Source organism: Salibacter halophilus (assembly GCF_008806325.1).
GTDB lineage: Bacteria > Bacteroidota > Bacteroidia > Flavobacteriales_G > Salibacteraceae > Salibacter > Salibacter halophilus.
This window is the reverse complement of record NZ_WACR01000008.1, coordinates 113052-128225: the sequence shown is the minus strand read 5'-3', so window position 1 is coordinate 128225 and position 15174 is coordinate 113052. Positions and strand designations below refer to the sequence as shown.

Genomic DNA, 15174 nt, shown 5'->3' with positions numbered 1-15174 from the left:
AAAGTAGCGAAACTAAGGTTTTTTTATGAAGTAAATCAACTCAAATATTGAAATACAGCGAAATAGTTTCCAACAATTTTGCTCAATTGTTGAAACAAATAAAAAGCCTACTTATCACTATTTTACCAAAATTTTATTTCGTCAATTGTTTTTCGTTTTCGGTCGGCTGTTTCCTGTTTTGCTAAATCATCTGGTAATTGATCTACTTCACCTTTATAGCCAATTGTAAACATCGCAACGGGATCGTAGTTTTCATCCAAATTCAAATACGCAGCAATCTTTTCGGGCGAAAAACCTGCCATTTGGTGAATGTACAAATCCATACTTGTTGCCTGAATCGCCATGTTTGCCATTGCCATGCCAACATCATGCCATGCGTGCTTATTCGGTTTATCGTTGTGATCAAATGTCTTTTTAGCCAAACTGACACCTAGTACAGGTGACGTTTTCACCCACTTTTTATTGCCTTCAGCTAACGCTTCAAACAAACCATCATAATGATCAGATCCTTTACTGGCAATAGCGAACTTCCAGGGCTGTTCATTAAAACATGATGCCGCCCAGCGCGCAGCATCGAGCAATTCGTTTAATTGATCGTCTGTTATGTTTTTATCACTAAAAGCTCTTATACTTCTGCGATTCTTAATCTCTTTAATCATTTCTGTACTTTTGATTTGCTACATTATAACAAATAGATTGAAATGAAAAAAGTTGTTTTAGTTCTTAACATAATACTAATTGTCATTTTGGTAATGTTCAGCGTTCAAAATGCCTCTTCAGTTACCGTGAAGTTCGCTACATGGAAAATCGATGTATCGTTGGCATTGCTCATGATTCTCTGTGTTATCGCAGGAGCTGTCATCACTATGATCTTCAACTTTGTTAGCACCCTAACGAAAAACAACCACAACAAAGCTTCAAAGGAAAAAAAGGAAACGAGAAGTGGAGATACAGAATAACTGAGGAGAAAAGAGCGAGTTCGAGTGTGAAGAAATCAGAGGAGTGATTCGCTCTCGCTCTCTCACTCACTCTGATTTTGTACCCGGGGCGGGACTTGAACCCGCACGGCCATTACTGGCCACAGGATTTTAAGTCCTGCGTGTCTACCAATTCCACCACCCGGGCAGAGATTTCATCTCAAAAATAAAAAACCCTCTCGGTGAGAGGGAAAAAATAGAGCGAAAGACGGGATTCGAACCCGCGACCCTCACCTTGGCAAGGTGATGCTCTACCAGCTGAGCTACTTTCGCAACGGGTGGCAAAAGTAATACTTTATTCGAATTTCAAAAATCTTTTTAAAAATTACTTTCCGCCTATTAGTTTTTTAATCTCGTTCAGCTTCATCAGGGCTTCAACGGGTGTCAACGTATCGATTTCAGTCTTCATAATTTGATCCTTGATCTGCAATAAAGTAGGGTCATCAAGCTGGAAAAAACTCAACTGATAATCGGAGTCTTTTTGTGCCTGTTGCAACTGCTCTTTCCCCGTTTCTGTTTCTCCACTATCTTCCAGTTTTTTCAAAATGAGCGATGCCTTTGAAATCACCTCAGGCGGCATTCCGGCCATATCAGCTACATGAATACCAAAACTGTGATTGCTCCCACCGGGCACCAACTTTCTTATGAAAATGATTTTCTTGTCAACCTCCTTAATCGCAACATTGAAGTTTTTGATTCTCTCAAACGTATTCGCCATTTCATTGAGTTCATGGTAATGAGTAGCGAAAAGCGTTTTCGGTTTAAACGGTGACTCGTGAATGTACTCAGCAATTGCCCAGGCAATCGAAACGCCATCATAAGTACTGGTTCCGCGGCCAATTTCATCGAGCAAAATCAAGCTGCGTTCAGAGAGGTTATTCAAAATACTGGCCGTCTCGTTCATCTCAACCATGAAAGTCGATTCACCCATTGAAATATTATCAGATGCGCCCACCCTGGTAAAGATTTTATCTACGAGCCCAAGTGTAACTTTTTTAGCAGGCACAAAACAACCGATTTGCGCCATCAGGCTAATCAGAGCCGTTTGTCGTAAAATAGCGGATTTACCAGACATGTTAGGTCCGGTAATCATCATGATTTGGTTCTGATCGTTATCAAGCCTCACCGTATTGCTGATATATTCTTCACCGAGTGGAAGTTGCTGCTCAATGACAGGATGTCTGCCCTCTTCAATATCGATTTTGAGTGTTTCGTTCAGAACCGGCTTTACGTAATCATTACGCATAGCTAAATCGGCAAAGGCCAACAGGCAATCGAGTTTAGCGATGAGTTGAGCATCCTGCTGGATCTGACCAACATACTCCTGCAACGATTGAACGAGTTCTGAAAAAAGTTGCGTTTCAAGATGCTGGATTTTCTCCTCAGCTCCCAGTATTTTCGATTCGTATTCCTTTAACTCTTCGGTGATATAGCGCTCAGCATTGACGAGCGTTTGCTTTCTTATCCACTCCTCAGGCACTTTCGATTTAAACGTGTTACGGACTTCAAAGTAATAGCCGAAAACATTGTTAAACCCAACTTTCAAGGAAGAGATTCCTGTTTTTTCAACCTCGCGCTTTTGCATTTTTTCGAGGTAGTCACGAGAAGAAAAGGCGAGTTTGCGGAGTTCATCCAACTCATCATTCACACCATCTTTAATCACATTCCCCTTCGCGACATTCAATGGCGGATCATCCTGAATTTGCTCTTCAATTTTTTGCCTGATGTGTTCGCAAGGGTGCAATTGATCACCGATCGACTTGAGCGATTCGGTTTTCACATTCAGCAACTTTTCTTTGATAGGCGGAATGGTGAGTAGCGCCTTTTTCAACTGAATAACATCGCGCGGTGAAACACGATTTACTGCTGCTTTTGAAATCAATCTTTCCAAATCACCAACTGAAGAAATCTGACTCCAAATATCTTTTTTGTCATCAGGTTTTTTGGTGAAATACTCTACTGCATCGAGTCGTTCCTCAATGACTTTTTTCTCTTTGAGGGGTAACGCTAACCAGCGTTTGAGCAAACGGGAGCCCATCGGGCTTTCAGTGCGATCGAGAATATTGAAAAGTGTTTTGGCTCCTTCATTTGGTGAATAAAAAAGTTCGAGGTTCCGAATAGTAAACTTATCCAACCAAACATACTTATCCTGCTCGATGCGGTGAATCGTGTTGATGTGGCTCACCTGATGGTGCTGTGTTTCTTTCAAATACTGGAGACAGGCACCGGCAGCAATGATTCCTTTTTCGAGATTTTCTATCCCGAACCCTTTTAAGCTTTTCGTTTTAAAGTGTTCGAGAAGTGAATCATTTCCAAATTCTGAAGTGAAAACCCAATCTTCGAGATGGTAAGTGTGATAACTCTTGCCAAACTCCTGCTCAAATTGCGAGATTTTATTCCGCTGAACCAGCACTTCATTTGGTGAAAGACTCTGCAACAACTTATCGATGTAATCAATATTCCCCTGGGCGCACATAAACTCTCCAGTAGAAATATCGAGGAAAGCAATTCCGCTGAATTCATCAGTGAGATGAACCGCAGCGAGGAAATTATTTTCAGTATGGTGAAGAATTTTATCGTTGTAAGAAACACCAGGCGTTACGAGCTCAGTAATTCCTCTTTTGACAATTTTCTTCGTCATTTTGGGATCTTCGAGCTGATCACAAATGGCTACGCGGTGACCGGCTCTGACCAGTTTTGGCAAATAAGAATCCATGGCGTGGTGCGGAAAGCCCGCCAACTCAATGTGTGAAGCAGATCCGTTTTTCCTTTTCGTGAGTACGATTCCTAGAATCTCAGCCGCTTTCACCGCATCTTCCCCAAAGGTTTCGTAAAAGTCGCCCACTCTAAAAAGGAGGATTGCATCAGGGTGTTTTGCCTTGATCTTATTGTACTGTTTCATCAGGGGAGTTTCAGTCCCCTTATTTTTTTCCTTTGTTTTTGCCAAAATACTGTCGTTTTTTGCAATGAACGAATTTACAAAGGTGATGCTGTTTTTATCGGTCAGAGCCAGATGAGTTATCAAATTTTATGAACAGAAAATTAAAAAACGAAGAGCTCAACAGGATATCAAAAGACGAGTTCAGGGAATCAGACAAAGCTCCGGTTATCGTGGTGTTAGATAACATCAGGAGCATCAACAATGTGGGATCTGTTTTCAGAACCTCAGATGCATTTAGAGTTGAGGCGATTTACCTGTGCGGAATCACAGCTACTCCACAACACAGAGAAATTCAAAAAACAGCTTTGGGAGCGCAAGAATCTGTCAAATGGAAGTATTTTGAAAAAACAACTGATGCTATTGACGAACTTTCTTCAAAAGGTTATTCGTCCTGGGCAATTGAACAAACTGAAAATAGCAGCATGTTGAATAATTGGAAGAACGACAGGAAGAATCCAGTCGCACTCGTTTTTGGAAACGAAGTTTTTGGCGTGGAACAGGAAGTGATCGATAAATGTGAGGGCGTAATTGAAATCCCTCAGCTGGGAACAAAACACTCACTGAATATCTCAGTGAGTGCCGGTATTGTTATATGGGAAGCAGTAAAAAACTGCGACTTATTCGATTAATCTTCAACGCAATCCCAACCTGCGTCATCGTAAGTTTCCATTGTATCGTCATAGACCTTACCTCTATCACAAAAATCTTCAGTAAGCTGACCTCTATCAGGGTCGTTAAAAGTACACGTTGCACACTGCTCACAAGAAGTAAAACCCAAAACGGCTACAAATACTGCCGCTATACCGACTATCTTTTTCATATCTAAAATCTTCATTTAAACCACAAATATAACATTCATATAAACACGATGAAACTATCGTTTGCTCGAACAGCGAAAACCATCGCGTTCAAGATCGTCTTTTTCTTCGCTTGTACAAACATCTTCTTCATAATACTCATCTGTTTCAACTTCCTGATTATTGATCTCCACTACAATCTTCTTGCGACAATTGTAGCACTTCTTACAACTCGAAGTTGATCCAATGAGTAAAAAAGCAGCAAATAATATAACGAACCACTTATTCATGTTGCTAAAATAGTGGAAAATAAAAAAGGGCGAAACAAAAATTTCGCCCTTTCTCAAATTATTAGTTCTCATTAAAGAGTTGAGAGGTCATAATCGATAAATTCAGCGTCTTTCATAGCGCGATCTTTCATTGAAGGATCTTTGCTAATTGCTGTTTTAAGATTATTCATTACCAACTCTTTGTTATTTGTTCTTGCACCGGCAACAGCTTTTAGGTAATAAGCTTTAGCCGTTGTTTTCTCATCACTGTCATCAATTGTTCTCACAGCCTGATCAGCAGATCCTGCAAGAATTTGAGCAAGTGCTTTATTTACACTATTAAAGCTAGAGAAGTTTGAAGTAGCAGCATCGTAGTTTCCATTGAGGATATTCACGATACCTTTGTTGTAATTCACTTCATCACCTGCTCCGTTAGCTTTGTTGTAATAGTCCATTGCAGCACTTCTGTCTCCATTGAGGCGAGCGATAACACCGAGGTTATTCATCACGATAGGATTGTTAGATGCTTTAGACTGAGCAGCTTCAAAGTAAGACTTTGCAGCGCTAACATCATTTTGCATCAGCTTCACATAACCTGCGTTGTTGTGACCTCTCCAGTCATCTGGATAGATCTTAGCTGCTTTTTTGTAAATCTCGAGCTTTTTGCTGAGATCATCAGTTAAAGTAGCAGCGTAAAGAAGCTCTTCAACGTTAAGACCTTTAGCGCTATCAGCTGCAAGTTGAGCAATTTGCTCGTCAGACTTACCAACTTTATCGATTGAAAGTGCGATTTGTGATCTTCTCAATTCTGGAAGAATTTCATCTTTCAATACCGTGTAAGTTTCTGCGAGGTTTTTGATTTCCTGCTCACGCTTTTTAACATCCTGATACATTTCAAGAACTCTCAAGATAAGATCCTTGTCTTTGATATCAGAAGCTTGCATAGCTTTCTTGAAACCTTTCCAGTCCTCACCTTTTCCTACGAGGTTGTAGAACTCATCTTTAGTTCCTTTTTCAGCATCAGCTTTACGCATTTGTCTTTTCAATGCCTTAGCAGCAGACCCTGCACGATCTTCAGCGAGGTTTTCATTGAGTGACAATTCACCATCCGGTGAAGCATATGCCTGAATATCTGCTTTTTTGAAAACGTAATTTGAATCAGCAGCTTTCTTTTCGATCATCTCGATGAGCTTCTCCATATCTTCATCGCGAAGTTCTGAAGGGCGTACATAAGAACTGTTGATCAAATAGTGAATTTGAGCATTGTGAACATCAGTTGTGATGCGTTGGAACTCGTCAGCACCTAAAATTGGCTTGTCGTCATCTTCAACGAGATTAGGCGTTACAATTGTACCATCAGCAACTTTCACAGTAGCTAGCTCCTGAGATTTTGATTTGTAACGGCCAACGATTTTAGCCTTGAGCTCTCCACTCATCATTTCAGGCTTGTAAGGAACTTTTGTTACGTAAGTAAAAGAACCTCCTTTATCATAATTGACTTTTCTTCCGTCTTCTTCAGCGTCCTGGCCAACGAGTGTAATAGTTTCAAATTCTTTTACTTCCTGACCATCTGAAACGAATACAGGTTTTACATCAACGACTGCTTTCTTGTTGAAATATTTAGCAGGGTAAGAACCTTTGACGGTTATTTCAACACTATCTCCGTGCATTTCTAAAGGATCTGGTGTAACCGAATAATTGACATCATTAGAGTTTTTCGCCATTTTATTCAATGGGTTACACGCTATCACTCCTAAAGATGCTGCAACAACTAGTGAGAGATTTCTTGCGGTGTTTGCTTTCATGTTGTGTTATTTTACTTTAAATGAAATTCTTATATTGAATGCTTAGTGCGTTACAAATCTATTTTATTGTTTCTTCAATTGCAAAAATGACTTTTTACATTAAAATGATTGACAATTTAAGGAATGATTCTGGTAATTCCTTCATCATATTCTCTATCTAACAGCGAACATAAAAATTTATAGTCGCTGATGTTACTCACAAAATCGAGTTTTGATGAGTCTATAAATACCACACGCCAATCAAGTTTTTGTTTAAAAAAGCTTATATACTGACTTTGAAGGTCATCAAGATAATCAATTGTTATATTCTGCTCATAAGATCTGCCTCTTTTCTTGATATTCTCCAATGCAATCTCCGGCTTTTTATAGAGAAAGAAAGTGACTTCAGGAGCTGGCAGTGAGCTTGTTATTATCTTGAAAATCTGCTTGTATAGTGCGTATTCGTCTTCTGATAAATTGAGGTGTGCAAAAAGTAAACTCTTTTCAAAAATATAATCACTAAAAATTGGCTGAAAGAGATCTTTCGTTTGAATTTTGTTTTTGATTTGGTGGTAGCGTTCTGCTAAGAAAGACATTTCAACAGGAAACCCATAGCGTTGCGGCTCTTCATAAAAAAGGGGTAAAAACGGATTTTCATCGAACTCCTCTAAAAGCAACTTCCCGTTTAAATCACTAGAAAATTTTTGCGCGAGCGATGTTTTCCCCGTTCCAATTATTCCTTCTATTGCAATGTACCTGTACTTCATATCTCTTCAACCTCAGCATTATCATCGCATTCATGCAACAGCTGGTTAATCGTTTTATTTTTTGATGGATGAATATAATCAGGTGCTATTTCTACGAGTGGCAAAAGTGTAAACTTCCTTTCATGCAATCTTGGATGTGGCACGGTCAGATCCTTTTCGCTCACCTCGAAGTCCTCGTAAAAAAGCAAGTCGATGTCGATCAGCCGTGACTGGTAATTACCGGTTTCGTTGTGCCTTTTAGTTTCTCGCCCTAGCTTCTGCTCTACATCGAGCAAGCTACGAAGGAGCTCTTTTGGATTGAGTCCGGTTCTGACCAACAACACCTGATTCAAAAAATCGTATTCGCTCTCAAAGCCCCACGGCTCTGACCGGTAATAACCTGACTTTTCATTTATCTCAGCAAACTCATCAATGGCTTCAACAGCCCTCAAAAAGGTTTGCTTAACATCTCCCAGATTACCTCCGAGTAAAAGATATGCTGTGTTTAATCCATCCATATAGACATTCCACCTTTGATGTATTTGGTGAAAGGGTCGCCAAAATTGCTATTAAATTTGCAATTGTAGAAAGTTAAATTCAAATCAATTACCATGAAGCAGTTTTTTAAATTCATGTTCGCATCCGCTTTTGGATTCATAATCGCTGGCGGATTACTGGTGCTTATTTTCTTTATTTCAATTGCCGGGCTAGTATCTAGCCTCGAAGATGGAATAAAATCTGAAAAGAAAGTTTCAGTTAAAGAAAATACGGTTTTGCACCTCAAACTCAATCAGCCAATTGTAGACCGTGCTGAGGAAAACCCGTTTGCCAAATTAGATGTTGGTCCTTTCAAAAATGCCGGACAAATAGGTTTAAATGAGTTATTAGAGTCGATTGAAAAGGCAAAAGAAGATGACCGCGTAAAAGGTATTTACCTTGATTTAAAAAGTTACCCGGGCGGAATGGCCAGCATGGTAGAATTGCGCAACGCTCTTAAAGACTTCAAAGAGAGTGGCAAATGGATAATGGCTTATTCCTCTAATTATTCTCAAGGCGGCTATTATCTTGCTTCAGTAGCGAATTCAGTTTACCTGTACCCTGAAGGAGAATTATCATGGAAAGGCCTCAATGCTGAGATTACTTTTTTCAAAAACACTTTGGATAAACTTGGAGTTGAACCTCAAATAATAAGAGGAAAAAACAACAAGTTTAAAAGTGCTGTTGAGCCTTTTATGAAATCTGAAATGAGTGAGGCTAATAGATTACAAACTAAAAAATACCTCACTTCAATTTGGGGTAAAATGCTGGGTGATATTTCTACAGAGCGCGGACTTTCAATAGATCAACTCAATCTTCTCGCAGATAGCTTGATGATTACATCTGCTGATGATGCCCTAAAACACAAAGTGATTGACGGCACTCGTTATTACGATGAGTTCACTGCAGAATTACGCGATAGCCTGAGTATTGAAAAAGACGATGACCTCGAATTCATTTCTTACAACAAATACAAAAAGACATCGCTCAAGAAGAAAGACGATGACGATAAGCCTTCTTATAAGATCAAAAATAAAGTGGCAGTCATCTATGCCCAGGGTAGTATTGAAACCGGAAAAAGTGACGGTACTCAAACAATGGGATCTGAAACTATCGCAAATGCGATTCGCGAAGCGAGAAAAGATTCAAATGTAAAAGCGATTGTACTCAGAGTTAATTCACCGGGTGGTAGTGCTCTTGCATCAGACATAATGTGGCGTGAAACTGAATTAGCAAAAGAAGAAAAGCCGTTCATTGTTTCGATGGGTGATCTCGCTGCATCAGGTGGTTACTACATCTCTGCTTACGGTGATCGCATTTTTGCTCAGCCAACAACGATTACAGGATCAATAGGTGTTTTTGGTATTATTCCGAACGCGAAAAAGTTCTTCAACGATAAACTAGGGATCACTTTTGATGGCGTTAAAACAAATGCTCATTCAGATCTCATGACAATCAGCAAGCCGCTTGACGACTTTGAATACAGCAAAATTCAGGATGGTGTGGAAGATGTTTATTCTACATTCCTGAGCAGAGTCGCTAAAGGTCGCGGAATGACTGTTGAAGAAGTCGATAAAATTGGTCAGGGTCGTGTGTGGACCGGTGCTGATGCAAAAGAAATCGGGTTGGTTGATGAATTGGGCGGACTCGAAGACGCCATCAACTATGCTGCAGCTCAGGCCGAACTCGAAGAAGGAGATTACAAAGTTCGTGAATACCCTAAACAGGAAGATCCTTTCGAGAAATTCCTCCGCGACATGCAATTTCAAGCTAAATACATGTATGCTGATATGATTTTAGGATCTGACTACAACTACTTAATGGAGCTTGAAAAAGCTCGTAACATGGATGGTATTCAAACGAGAATGCCTTATGTAATGCGTATCAAATAGTTTATTTCTTCATAATTACGCAACAAAAGCCTCGACTCAAATAGTCGGGGCTTTTTAGTTCTATTACCTTTGTCAGGATAGATTGCTCACTATAGACTATGGTAGATATACGAAATTCAATAATGTCGTGGGTCATGAAAAAGCGCTATCACCAAATAGAGCTTTTCATGAAATACCCTCATGAAGTACAGGCCGAGTGGTTCAATGAACTAATCGACTCTGGTAGCGAAACAGAATGGGGTAAAAAACACGATTACGCTTCACTTAGAAGCTTAGCTGATTTTAAAAAAGCTGTTCCCGTTAGCGATTACGATGGACTCAAGCCATATATTGAAAGAATCATGAAGGGCGAACAAAATGTTTTGTGGCCTACGGAAATAAAGTGGTTTGCCAAATCCAGCGGAACAACAAGCGACAAAAGCAAGTTCATTCCCATCTCGAAAGAATCACTCGAAGATTGTCACTACAAAGGTGGCAAGGATATGATCTCGATTTATTACAACCACAAACCTGATTCACGCATTTTTTCAGGAAGAGCGCTCGTTCTTGGCGGAAGTAGCACGGTAAATCAACTCAATAAAGATTCTTACTACGGAGACTTATCTGCCGTGATTATCAGGAACCTCCCTTTTTGGGCTGAGTTTCAGCGAACACCTTCAATGGAAGTGGCGCTCATGGAAGAATGGGAAGAGAAACTCGAAAAAATGGCGCAAATAACCGCCAAGCAAGATATCACAAGTATATCTGGAGTTCCTTCCTGGACGCTCGTTCTGTTGAGAAGAGTTTTGGAAATAACGGGTAAAGATTACATAAGCGAAGTTTGGCCAAATCTGGAAATGTTTGCCCACGGTGGTGTGAGTTTTGACCCTTACAGAAAGCAATACAGGAACATTTTAAATAGTGAAAAGGTCACTTATTTAGAGACTTACAATGCTTCTGAAGGTTTCTTTGGAATTCAGGATCAGTTTGATGGAGACAACTCAATGCTCCTCATGCTCGACTACGGAATTTTTTACGAGTTCATGCCCATGGAAGAGCTGGGTAAAGATCATCCTGAAACGCTTTCGCTCCACGAAGTTGAAACGGGAGTGAATTACGCTTTGATCATCACCACAAATGGCGGATTGTGGCGTTACCAAATTGGTGATACTATTGAGTTTACCTCACTTGAACCATATCGAATTCGTGTTACCGGACGTACTAAACACTTCATCAATGCATTTGGCGAGGAACTCATCGTTGATAATGCCGAAAAAGCGCTGGCTATAGCTTGTGAAAAGACAAAGGCCATTGTCAAGGATTACACTGCTGCTCCCGTTTACATGGAAGGTGACAGCAAAGGAAGTCACGAATGGGCAATTGAATTTAGCCAGGAGCCCGAAAACTTCGAGTTTTTCAAGGATACGTTTGACAACGCACTCAAGTCGCAAAACTCTGATTATGAAGCAAAACGATACAAAAGTTTTGTTTTGTCAGAACCGATTATACATAAATTGCCCGCTGGCACGTTCTACGACTGGATGAAGAAACGCGGTAAGCTGGGTGGTCAAAACAAAGTTCCGCGACTTTCCAACAATCGTAAATACATTGATGAAATCCTCGAATTCATACAGTAGTTGGCTTTTTTCGGCTCTGATCATTTTCATTTTTTTCACGGTCAGAGCCCAAGGTCAAAAGCCGGATCTCAAGCTCATCTCTAACCAAAAGGTTGAAGCTGAAGGTGTGGTAGTTGATGAACTGGGAAATGTATTCACATATGGAAAAAACCTGATTGAACAGCGAAACACAAAAGGGAAAGTCCTGCAGACAAACAGCATAAAAGGTTTTGGAAATATCACCTCATTTGATGTTTCCAATCCGCTAAAGCCACAGGTGTTTTTCAAAAACCAGTTGCAACTCGTTTTTTTAGACAACCGGCTTGCCAAACGTGGCGATAATGTTGCACTCGACTTTTTGGGTTACAGCCAAATCAGTGCGTCATGTGCTTCCTATAACAACGGTTTTTGGATTTACGACATGAGCAATTACGAACTCGTCCGCTTCAATGAGCAAACAAACGTAACCAACCAAACACCTAATTTGCTTCAAATAACCGGTAAAAAACTACAGGCTGATCAACTCCTGGAGACCAACAAAAGGCTTTATATCAGAGATCAGGAATTAGGGATTTTTGTGTTTGACATTTACGGGACTTACTACAAACATTTACCGCTTAAAAACTGCAAAACAATTGCCAGTTATGCGAATAGAGTTTTTATTTTGCAGGATGAGAAAATAACGGTGTTAGATTCAGAAAACAACACCAATTCAATCTCACTACCACACAATAATTACATAGACATAGCTGTCTATGGTGATTATTTGTTTTTACTGGGATCTGACCAACTGGATATTTATCAGGTAAAACTTTAACAGATTACCTATTTTTGGTCGATTCAAAATGACAACTGAGAAAAATCAACACTATGCACATTGCAGTAGCAGGTAATATAGGATCTGGAAAAACGACACTCACACAACTACTCGCTGACCACTACAACTGGGAAGCTCATTTTGAAGATGTTGAGGAAAACCCTTACCTCAACGATTTTTACACTGAAATGCAGCGTTGGTCATTTAACCTACAGGTGTATTTCCTGAACAGCCGCTTCAGTCAAATCAACGATATTCGCCAATCAGGAAAAACGGTAATCCAGGACCGTACGATCTATGAGGATGCTTACATCTTTGCTCCTAACCTGCACGCAATGGGCCTCATGACAACCCGTGATTTTGAAAATTACTTTTCTCTTTTCAACCTCATCAATTCATTCATTCAACCACCGGATTTATTGATTTACCTGCGTGCTTCTGTTCCTACTCTCGTTAGTCAGATCCAGCAACGCGGACGCGAATACGAGGAAGCTATCAGGCTCGATTACCTCAAGAGGCTCAACGAACGTTACGAATCGTTTATCGGGAATTACGAGCACGGGAGATTACTCGTTGTTGATGTGGATAACAACAACTTCAAAGAAGACAAAGAAGACTTAGGACTCATCATCCATAAAATCGATACAGAACTTCACGGCCTTTTTGGAAGTGACGAGAAGTAAGTTTAGAGGATATTGTATCGAAATGATGCTATAAACATGTAGCGAGAAAAGCCAATTGAGTATTCCGGAACAGCATCTTTGTAATCAACAAACTTCTCGAATGATGTGACTACAGAAATCCTATGGTCAGGATTGTAGTACCTTAACCCGAGACCAAAAACATGACCAAAAGATTCAAAGTCATCTACCATTATACGCTCTTGAAGCATTCCATTTTCTGATATATAAATATCCAGATCATCTTCACTGGCCATAGCGTAATATGCTCCTCCCTGTAAAAAAGGCTCAATGCTGCCTTCTACTTCAGGTCCCCAACGTAAACGTAATGGTAAAGTGAGTACACTTGAACTAAATTCATATTCTTTTTGATCAATTTCTATTGGATGACCAGTTGAGAAATTCATAAAAGCTCCACTAACGTGAAAAGGTCCTTTTATATTGAAAACCCGAAAGCGATAACTAACCTCCCAACTTGCACCGTGGACAAAATTCAACCCTTCTTTACCGTTTTCAAAGCCATTTCCAAAGGTCATTCCGGCTGATAGTTTGCGTTCGTTGGAAAAATCTTGTTGTTCATCTTCCTGACTCAATAAAATTGATGAACTAAAAAATAACAGAATTAAAAAAGAGGCTTGCAGTATTTTATTCATAATGACTTGTGTTATACGCTAACTCTCGCTCACCACACTAAGTTAAAACAAATGTTTAGCAATAAAAAACTTACATATTCAAACCACCTGTTAAACACTTAAACAACGTGCTCTGACCGAAAACAAAAAAGCCGATTCAAATGAATGAACCGGCTTTCTATTGTATCTATTTTGCTCTTTTTTAAAGTCCGAGGAGAATTTCTCCGGGATCTTTGCCACCAAACACGAGTTTTGTTGGATTCTCGAGCATTTCTTTAATCATGTAAAGGAAACTAACAGATTCCTTACCGTCAATGATGCGGTGATCGTAAGATAGCGCCACATACATAACTGGTCTAATCTCAACTTTTCCATCCACAGCTATTGGGCGATCAACGATATTGTGCATACCCAAAATAGCACTTTGCGGAGGATTGATAATTGGCGTACTCAACATCGAGCCAAATACCCCGCCATTCGTGATGGTAAAGGTTCCGCCAGTCATTTCATCAATCGTGATTTTTCCGTCACGCGCTTTACGAGCAAGACGTTTAATTTCACTTTCAATTTCGTGAAGCGGCATTTGCTCAGCATTGCGCAATACCGGAACCATCAAACCTTTTGGAGAAGAAACCGCGATTCCAACATCAGCGTAATCGTGGTAAATAATCTCTTTTCCATCGATCATTCCATTCACAGCCGGATAAGCTTTCAACGCTTCAGTCACAGCTTTCGTGAAGAATGACATAAATCCGAGGCTCGTTCCAAATTCCTCTTTGAATTTATCTTTGTACTTGGCGCGCAAGTCCATGATCGGCTTCATATCCACCTCGTTGAAGGTCGTCAACATAGCCGTTTCATTCTTCACGCTAACAAGTCGCTCAGCAACTTTTCTTCTCAGGCTCGACATTTTTTCACGTCTCTTTTCACGCGAGCCGCCCCAGCCTTGAGCCGCATCAGTTGAAATACCTCCTGAAAGGTACGCTTCAACATCATTTTTAGTGATTTTACCACCAGATCCTGAACCCTGAACCTGCTTCGCACTCACATCATTCTTGTTCATCATTTCACGAGCGAGAGGCGTTGCTTTAGCTGATTTGTTCTCATCAGCTTTTTGGTCAGATCCTTTATCAGCCGACTTATCGTCAGACTTCGATTTTTCAGAGGAATCAGCTTTTTTATCGTCAGATCCTTTGTCAGAATCATCTTCATCAGCTTTTTCCTCTTCTTTATCATCAGCGCCAGATCCACTTCCTTCAGGCGCTTCGGCATCAGTATCGATTTTAGCTACTACTGCACCAACTTCAACCGTTTCACCTTCTTCAACGAGAAGTTCAATTGCACCGGCATCTTCAGCGGCAAGTTCAAGAGTAGCCTTATCGGAGTCAATTTCGGCAATCGTTTGATCACGTTCAACGTAATCGCCTGATTCAACCAGCCATTCCGCAATTTCAACTTCGGTAATTGACTCACCCGGACTCGGGATTTTTACTTCTACAGCCATATA

At 40.2% G+C, this 15174-nt stretch carries 15 protein-coding genes and 2 tRNA genes; 6 read left to right on the top strand and 11 right to left on the bottom strand.

The genetic code is table 11. From position 1 onward, the window contains the following. Positions 1–122: 122 nt before the first annotated feature. Positions 123–659, bottom strand: a complete 537-nt coding sequence (locus F3059_RS10325) for a nitroreductase family protein (protein ID WP_151168921.1) — start codon at positions 657–659, stop codon at positions 123–125. A gap of 42 nt (positions 660–701) precedes the next feature. Here F3059_RS10325 and F3059_RS10320 point away from each other — a divergent pair, with 42 nt between their 5' ends. After that, positions 702–959: a LapA family protein gene (locus F3059_RS10320; protein WP_151168919.1), complete on the top strand. Its 258-nt coding sequence runs from the start codon at positions 702–704 to the stop codon at positions 957–959. Positions 960–1039: 80 nt separating this feature from the next. On the opposite strand, the gene F3059_RS10315 is transcribed toward F3059_RS10320, so the two are convergent. The 3 genes from F3059_RS10315 to mutS all read right to left on the bottom strand — a co-directional run bounded on the left by F3059_RS10315 (position 1040) and on the right by mutS (position 3879). Then, a tRNA-Leu gene (locus F3059_RS10315) sits at positions 1040–1125 on the bottom strand. A gap of 52 nt (positions 1126–1177) precedes the next feature. After that, a tRNA-Gly gene (locus tag F3059_RS10310) sits at positions 1178–1250 on the bottom strand. Positions 1251–1302: 52 nt separating this feature from the next. After that, complete coding sequence (gene mutS, locus F3059_RS10305) at positions 1303–3879, bottom strand: DNA mismatch repair protein MutS (protein WP_151169135.1); 2577 nt, start codon at positions 3877–3879, stop codon at positions 1303–1305. Between the two features lie 128 nt (positions 3880–4007). Here mutS and F3059_RS10300 point away from each other — a divergent pair, with 128 nt between their 5' ends. Beyond that, positions 4008–4547, top strand: a complete 540-nt coding sequence (locus F3059_RS10300; RefSeq protein ID WP_151168917.1) for an RNA methyltransferase — start codon at positions 4008–4010, stop codon at positions 4545–4547. Here the strand turns inward: F3059_RS10300 and F3059_RS10295 are convergent. The 5 genes from F3059_RS10295 to folK all read right to left on the bottom strand — a co-directional run bounded on the left by F3059_RS10295 (position 4544) and on the right by folK (position 8032). Further along, on the bottom strand, positions 4544–4738 hold the full coding sequence (locus F3059_RS10295; protein ID WP_151168915.1) for a hypothetical protein: 195 nt from the start codon (positions 4736–4738) through the stop codon (positions 4544–4546). The two genes, F3059_RS10300 and F3059_RS10295, sit on opposite strands and share 4 nt — an antisense overlap. 54 nt (positions 4739–4792) lie before the next feature. Then, a complete protein-coding gene (locus F3059_RS10290; protein ID WP_151168913.1) occupies positions 4793–5005 on the bottom strand; it encodes a hypothetical protein in 213 nt (70 codons plus the stop codon). A gap of 71 nt (positions 5006–5076) precedes the next feature. Continuing rightward, complete coding sequence (locus tag F3059_RS10285) at positions 5077–6789, bottom strand: tetratricopeptide repeat protein (RefSeq protein ID WP_151168911.1); 1713 nt, start codon at positions 6787–6789, stop codon at positions 5077–5079. A 116-nt stretch (positions 6790–6905) separates the two neighbouring features. Beyond that, the gene (locus F3059_RS10280) at positions 6906–7535 is read right to left on the bottom strand and encodes a deoxynucleoside kinase (protein WP_151168909.1); all 630 of its coding nucleotides are present in this window, start codon (positions 7533–7535) and stop codon (positions 6906–6908) included. Next, positions 7532–8032: a 2-amino-4-hydroxy-6-hydroxymethyldihydropteridine diphosphokinase gene (folK, locus tag F3059_RS10275; protein WP_151168907.1), complete on the bottom strand. Its 501-nt coding sequence runs from the start codon at positions 8030–8032 to the stop codon at positions 7532–7534. The genes F3059_RS10280 and folK overlap by 4 nt, the downstream gene beginning before the upstream one ends. 93 nt (positions 8033–8125) lie before the next feature. On the opposite strand from folK, the gene sppA reads away from it, so the two are divergent. The 4 genes from sppA (at position 8126) to F3059_RS10255 (ending at position 13038) form a co-directional block, all read left to right on the top strand. After that, positions 8126–9943, top strand: coding sequence for a signal peptide peptidase SppA (gene sppA / locus F3059_RS10270; RefSeq protein WP_151168904.1), 1818 nt, complete (start codon positions 8126–8128; stop codon positions 9941–9943). A 134-nt stretch (positions 9944–10077) separates the two neighbouring features. After that, positions 10078–11559 carry a GH3 auxin-responsive promoter family protein gene (locus F3059_RS10265; RefSeq protein WP_151168902.1) on the top strand — a complete coding sequence of 494 codons (1482 nt, stop codon included), beginning with the start codon at positions 10078–10080 and terminating at the stop codon, positions 11557–11559. Beyond that, complete coding sequence (locus tag F3059_RS10260) at positions 11534–12355, top strand: hypothetical protein (protein WP_151168900.1); 822 nt, start codon at positions 11534–11536, stop codon at positions 12353–12355. The genes F3059_RS10265 and F3059_RS10260 overlap by 26 nt, the downstream gene beginning before the upstream one ends. Positions 12356–12408: 53 nt before the next feature. Continuing rightward, positions 12409–13038 (top strand): deoxynucleoside kinase, encoded by a 630-nt coding sequence (locus F3059_RS10255; protein WP_151168898.1) that lies wholly within the window; start codon positions 12409–12411, stop codon positions 13036–13038. Positions 13039–13040: 2 nt separating this feature from the next. On the opposite strand, the gene F3059_RS10250 is transcribed toward F3059_RS10255, so the two are convergent. Further along, positions 13041–13688 (bottom strand): hypothetical protein, encoded by a 648-nt coding sequence (locus F3059_RS10250; protein WP_151168896.1) that lies wholly within the window; start codon positions 13686–13688, stop codon positions 13041–13043. A 181-nt stretch (positions 13689–13869) separates the two neighbouring features. Next, the gene (odhB, locus tag F3059_RS10245) at positions 13870–15171 is read right to left on the bottom strand and encodes a 2-oxoglutarate dehydrogenase complex dihydrolipoyllysine-residue succinyltransferase (RefSeq protein WP_151168894.1); all 1302 of its coding nucleotides are present in this window, start codon (positions 15169–15171) and stop codon (positions 13870–13872) included. Positions 15172–15174: the final 3 nt, after the last annotated feature.

Bases quoted from the DNA above. Each gene is read 5' to 3' on its own strand.
- F3059_RS10325 (WP_151168921.1), bottom strand. From the start codon at position 659: ATGATTAAAGAGATTAAGAATCGCAGAAGTATAAGAGCTTTTAGTGAT.
- F3059_RS10320 (WP_151168919.1), top strand. From the start codon at position 702: ATGAAAAAAGTTGTTTTAGTTCTTAACATAATACTAATTGTCATTTTG.
- mutS (WP_151169135.1), bottom strand. From the start codon at position 3,879: ATGAAACAGTACAATAAGATCAAGGCAAAACACCCTGATGCAATCCTC.
- F3059_RS10300 (WP_151168917.1), top strand. From the start codon at position 4,008: ATGAACAGAAAATTAAAAAACGAAGAGCTCAACAGGATATCAAAAGAC.
- F3059_RS10295 (WP_151168915.1), bottom strand. From the start codon at position 4,738: ATGAAAAAGATAGTCGGTATAGCGGCAGTATTTGTAGCCGTTTTGGGT.
- F3059_RS10290 (WP_151168913.1), bottom strand. From the start codon at position 5,005: ATGAATAAGTGGTTCGTTATATTATTTGCTGCTTTTTTACTCATTGGA.
- F3059_RS10285 (WP_151168911.1), bottom strand. From the start codon at position 6,789: ATGAAAGCAAACACCGCAAGAAATCTCTCACTAGTTGTTGCAGCATCT.
- F3059_RS10280 (WP_151168909.1), bottom strand. From the start codon at position 7,535: ATGAAGTACAGGTACATTGCAATAGAAGGAATAATTGGAACGGGGAAA.
- folK (WP_151168907.1), bottom strand. From the start codon at position 8,032: ATGGATGGATTAAACACAGCATATCTTTTACTCGGAGGTAATCTGGGA.
- sppA (WP_151168904.1), top strand. From the start codon at position 8,126: ATGAAGCAGTTTTTTAAATTCATGTTCGCATCCGCTTTTGGATTCATA.
- F3059_RS10265 (WP_151168902.1), top strand. From the start codon at position 10,078: ATGAAAAAGCGCTATCACCAAATAGAGCTTTTCATGAAATACCCTCAT.
- F3059_RS10260 (WP_151168900.1), top strand. From the start codon at position 11,534: ATGAAATCCTCGAATTCATACAGTAGTTGGCTTTTTTCGGCTCTGATC.
- F3059_RS10255 (WP_151168898.1), top strand. From the start codon at position 12,409: ATGCACATTGCAGTAGCAGGTAATATAGGATCTGGAAAAACGACACTC.
- F3059_RS10250 (WP_151168896.1), bottom strand. From the start codon at position 13,688: ATGAATAAAATACTGCAAGCCTCTTTTTTAATTCTGTTATTTTTTAGT.
- odhB (WP_151168894.1), bottom strand. From the start codon at position 15,171: ATGGCTGTAGAAGTAAAAATCCCGAGTCCGGGTGAGTCAATTACCGAA.